A 281-nucleotide genomic window follows, 5' to 3' on the forward strand; every position below is an offset into this window, starting at 1 on the left:
CCATGAGGAATCCAAGAATGGGAGGGATGGAGAGGCCGAGTCGGCCAAGTGGTGTTGGTTGTGGAGGTTATTCTGGGCGGAGCAGCGGAATCCCAACGCTACGCAGAGAACGCAGAAAACGAGAATGGGCATGAGCATCTCGAGGACCAGCCTTCCAGTGTATCGACACCGCTGACTTCTCTGCGGCCGGGTTTCCCTGCGCGCTGGAAAATGAACAAAGTGGCAGCTGCATCGCTGTCTTACAAACTCTCGTCGGCCGTTTTGGATGCGACAATCGTGGT

The 281-nt window shown here is 56.2% G+C and carries 1 protein-coding gene; it reads left to right on the plus strand.

Features of this window, described 5'->3' with window-relative positions; translation table 11 throughout:
* Nucleotides 1-60: 60 nt before the first annotated feature.
* The coding region (locus ACYQ78_RS39490; protein ID WP_459806121.1) for a hypothetical protein at nt 61-281 on the plus strand (221 nt) is incomplete at its 3' end.

The sequence above is a fragment of the Herbidospora sp. RD11066 genome (assembly GCF_054661255.1).